At 60.6% G+C, this 4231-nt stretch carries 4 protein-coding genes; 1 reads left to right on the forward strand and 3 read right to left on the reverse strand.

What is annotated here, in order from left to right:
* Window positions 1-78: 78 nt before the first annotated feature.
* Window positions 79-1305 (reverse strand): urate hydroxylase PuuD, encoded by a 1227-nt coding sequence (locus tag JJ869_RS22340; RefSeq protein WP_292270956.1) that lies wholly within the window; start codon window positions 1303-1305, stop codon window positions 79-81.
* A 99-nt stretch (window positions 1306-1404) separates the two neighbouring features.
* On the opposite strand from JJ869_RS22340, the gene JJ869_RS22345 reads away from it, so the two are divergent.
* Window positions 1405-2313: a LysR family transcriptional regulator gene (locus tag JJ869_RS22345; RefSeq protein WP_292270958.1), complete on the forward strand. Its 909-nt coding sequence runs from the start codon at window positions 1405-1407 to the stop codon at window positions 2311-2313.
* 12 nt (window positions 2314-2325) lie between these two features.
* Here the strand turns inward: JJ869_RS22345 and JJ869_RS22350 are convergent, their stop codons facing one another.
* Together JJ869_RS22350 and JJ869_RS22355 are read right to left on the reverse strand one after the other, a co-directional pair.
* Complete coding sequence (locus JJ869_RS22350; protein ID WP_292270960.1) at window positions 2326-3354, reverse strand: DMT family transporter; 1029 nt, start codon at window positions 3352-3354, stop codon at window positions 2326-2328.
* A 154-nt stretch (window positions 3355-3508) separates the two neighbouring features.
* The coding region (locus tag JJ869_RS22355; RefSeq protein WP_292270962.1) for a sulfotransferase domain-containing protein at window positions 3509-4231 on the reverse strand (723 nt) is incomplete at its 5' end.

Here is a 4231-nt window from a genome sequence, read left to right on the forward strand (position 1 = left end):
ATTATCAACAGCTTGGGCGTTGTTCAGGACGGACTACATAGCTATCAACGGTTAAAAAATCAATCACGCAGTCGGGCGTTACTCCACCGCCCGATACCAAGCCACGATCTGCGCCCGCGCCGCGTCGTCCATCTGGATCGCGTTCGGCGGCGGCATGGCGTGGGACCGTCCCGCCTGCAGGTAAATCTGGTGTGCATGCTGCGCCACGTCTGCTTCGGTCTCCAGATAGACACCCTTGGGCGCCCAGCGGATGCCATCCCACAAGGGCTCGCGCGCGTGGCACATCGAACAATTGCCCTGCACCACGTTATACGCGTCCTCGAACCCCTCGGCGGACGCAAAGCGCATCTCGAACTCGGTCATCGGACGCTCTGCCGCTTCGTCATAGGTCTCTGACCCGCCCAGCGTCGACAGCCACGCGATGGTGACGAAAATCACCGCCGTCACCGCCCAGGTCCAGTTCGGCTGGCCTTTGCCCGCGTGCATGGAGTTGAAGTAGTGCCGGATCGTGACCCCCATCAGAAACACCAGTGACGCGATCAACCACGCAAACTCGGTGCCAAAGGCCAGCGGATAATGGTTCGACAGCATCAGGAAGATGACGGGCAGCGTCAGGTAATTGTTGTGCGTCGAGCGCAGCTTGGCGATCTTGCCATACTTGGGGTCCGGTGTGCGCCCCGCCTTGAGGTCGGCCACCACGATCCGCTGGTTCGGCATGATGATGAAGAACACGTTGGCCGTCATGATGGTCGCCGTGAACGCCCCCAGGTGCAGCAGCGCCGCGCGGCCCGTGAACACCTGATCATAGCCCCAGGCCATCACCACGAGGATGGCAAACAGAAGCAGCATCAGAACCGTAGGTTGCTCACCCAGCGCGGATTTGCACAGGAAGTCATAGAGCAGCCAGCCGATGGTCAGCGACAGCGCCGAGATCACGATCCCTTGCCACAGCGCCAAATCGGCCTTGGTCGGGTCGAGCAGGTACAGCTCGCCCCCAACCCAATACACGATCATCAGCAAAGCGGCACCCGACAGCCATGTCGTGTAACTCTGCCACTTGTGCCAGGTCAGATGCTCGGGCAGCCGCGCCGGGGCCACGAGGTATTTGGTCGTGTGATAAAACCCGCCGCCATGCACCTCCCACTCCTCGCCATAGGCGCCTTCGGGCATGTCCTTCGCCGGTTTCAGCACCAGGTCGAGCGCGATGAAATAAAAGCTCGCCCCGATCCACGCCATTGCTGTGATGACATGCAGCCAACGCACCGCAAACGCGATCCAGTCCCAGAGAACGGCGAAATCATACATGGCGAAAGGCTCCCGTTGGCAGTTTCCGACAAACTAGCGGCAGGGCCATTCTTCTGCTATTCTGATGAAAACCCAAGCTGTATCAAAAATCTGCGAATAATGTCCTATCTCGACAACATCAGAACCTTCGTTCGTGTCTACGAATTGGGCAGCATGTCCGCCGCCGGGCGCGATTTGCGCATTTCGCCTGCTGTCACTTCGACTCGGATTGCCCAGCTTGAGGAACATCTCTCGGTGCGTCTTTTCCAGCGCACCACCCGCAACCTGACACCGACCGAACAGGGCAGGCTGTTCTACGCTGGTGCCGTCGAAGTGCTCGAAGCGGTCGAGGCGGCCGAGGCGCAGGTGGTCGACATCACCGAAAAACCCCGTGGGTCGATCTACGTCGCCGCCCCCCTCGGCGTTGGCCGCCGCCTGATCGCACCGCAGGTGCCCGCCTTCATCGAACAATACCCAGAGGTCTCCGTACGGTTGCGCCTCACCGACCGTAAGGTTGACCTCACCACCGAAGGCCTCGACCTTGCCGTGTTTCTGGGCGAGCCCGAGGACAGCACGCTACGCATCCGCAAGATCGCCGATGTCGACCGCGTGCTTTGCGCCGCCCCCGACTACATCAAGGCGCGCGGCATGCCGAATTCCGGCGACGACCTGCTGAGCCAGAACCATGAATGCCTGAACCTGCGCTTTCCCGGCGCGACCGAGTTCCAATGGCGGCTGCAAACCCCTGATGGCCCTAAGCGGTTCAAGGTCCGGGGGCGCTTTGAGTCCGACGATGGCGACGTGCTGACCGACTGGGCGCTCGATGGTCAGGGCATCGCTCTCAAACCGGTGTTCGAGGTCGCAGACCACCTGCGCGCCGGGCGGCTGATCGTTGTGGCCAAGGACACGCCCCCGGTCCCGGTGCAGATGGCCTGCCTGTTCACCCATCGGCGCAGGCAGGAGCCAAAAACCCGGCTGTTCATGGATTTCGTGATCGGTCGGATCGGGATGGCGATCAAAAGCGCCTGACGCGCCAAGACGTCACTCGCGGGCAGGCACCTGACCGTCAGGATCAACCGCCTCGGCATCCAGCGCATCCACCAGAACCACAGCCGGCGCACCGGGTGTAAAGACGGTTTCCGCAGTCGGCGGGATGTCATTGACCTCTCGCTCGATCCGCAACTCGCGATAGGCGGTGTACATGCCGCTGCTCACAATCAGAACCATGCCGACAAAGGTGGTAAAGTGCGGAACTTCACCCCAGACGAGGTAGCCGAAAAGCGCGGCAAGCGGCAGGTAACTGTAGTCGAACGGCGCGATCACGCTTGCACTCGCGATCTGGTAGGCGCGCGAGACAAGTGTGTAGGCCACGGTCCCGATGCCGCCCAAAAGCGCGAGCATACCAAGCCCGTCAAGGGCCGGAACAGGCCAGCTCATGCGCAGATGGATCAGGTCCGGAGTGATCTCGATCACCTGCGTCACCGCAAAGCCGATCGGGATGATCACCACACCCGACAAAGAGATCGTATAAAGCCCGATGACAAGCGATGTGTCCTGCTCTCCGATTTTCCGCACAATGGTCTGGCTGATGGCGTAGGTCAGCGCGGTCATCACCGGCAGTATCGAGATCCAGCCGAAATTGCCGCCCGTCGGATTCACCGCGATCACAACGCCAGCGAATCCGACCAGCAAGGCAAGAACGCGGTGTATCCCGATCTTTTCCTGCAGGAACACCGCCGCCAAGGTTGCCGTCATCAGAGGCGCCGCGAAAAAGAGGGTGGTGACTTCGGCCAGTCCCATAAAGGGAAAGGCCGCGTAGAACATCGCAAAACCGCCGGCGAACAGAACCGCCCGAGCCAGATACCACGGCCAAAACGGCGTATAGATGCGGTGCGGCGCACCCAGCCAAAGCACCAATGGCAGCAGGGTCAGCAAAGCCATGACCGAACGGACAAAGATCAGCATCCACACCGGATAGGTCGTGAGCATGCCCTTCATCAACAAGTCCTGCCCGACAAACAGCACCATGCCAGCGATCACGCAGACGATGCCTTGGAGCGTGCGGGACATTGGCCGCCCGGCTGGATGTGTCGAAACAGTCATGCATGCAGACTGACCGTTTCCGTGCACCCATCCCGCCAATCCGCGACCCGGATGTCGGTTTCATCCTTACAGTTCCAATTTCCACGAAAGGGCGTCGGCAGGAACCACGCCGGGAAGGCGGTTATGACCGGGCGTTCTCGCTGTCCGATCCGAACTCGAGCCAGGCGCGATCCTCTGGCGACAGATGCGCATCCATCATCGCGTCATAGGCAGCCAGTTCGGCCTCGGTCAGCTTGCTATGCCATTTCCCGTTGGTGCCGCTGTGAAAGAAGTCTGAGTCCGATTTCATGAACCCCTTGCCGCCCGAGGGCGCATAGCGGTCCGCATGGGCCTTCATGTTGTCGAATGTGGCCACCTGAACGAGACGCTCCATCAATTCAGCAGAATGCGATATGCCGAGAAGGTCAGCCACTTTGGCAAAGGTCCCCGACAGGTCTCGCTTCATGTCGGCATAATGGAACAGCGCCACATTGGGCCGATCGGCAACGGCCTTGGCTGCCGTGTAGTGCCGGAGGATATGCGCAAGCGGCATCGCATCAGCATCGAACCCTTCTGCCCCGCCATCCAGAAACCGGCGAAATGTTACCCCGTCGGCGTCATCCTGAGGATACCACATGTTGAAAAAGGACAGAGGTGAGTTCCGCACATGCTTGCGGTACGAAAAATGCGCGTCAAGCGGATGCCGGAATACGCAGAGATACATCGCCTGATCGTCGAGCGGCAGCCCGTCCATCGGTGTGTGGCTTTTCATGCTGCGCCGGTGGGTCATGGCCTCGAGCCGGTCGGCCACTTCGGCCATCTCGCGAATGCGGATGTCGACCCAGGGCATCTTGACCGACAATTC

It is taken from the genome of Marivita sp. (genome assembly GCF_017643905.1).
Lineage (GTDB): Bacteria > Pseudomonadota > Alphaproteobacteria > Rhodobacterales > Rhodobacteraceae > Marivita.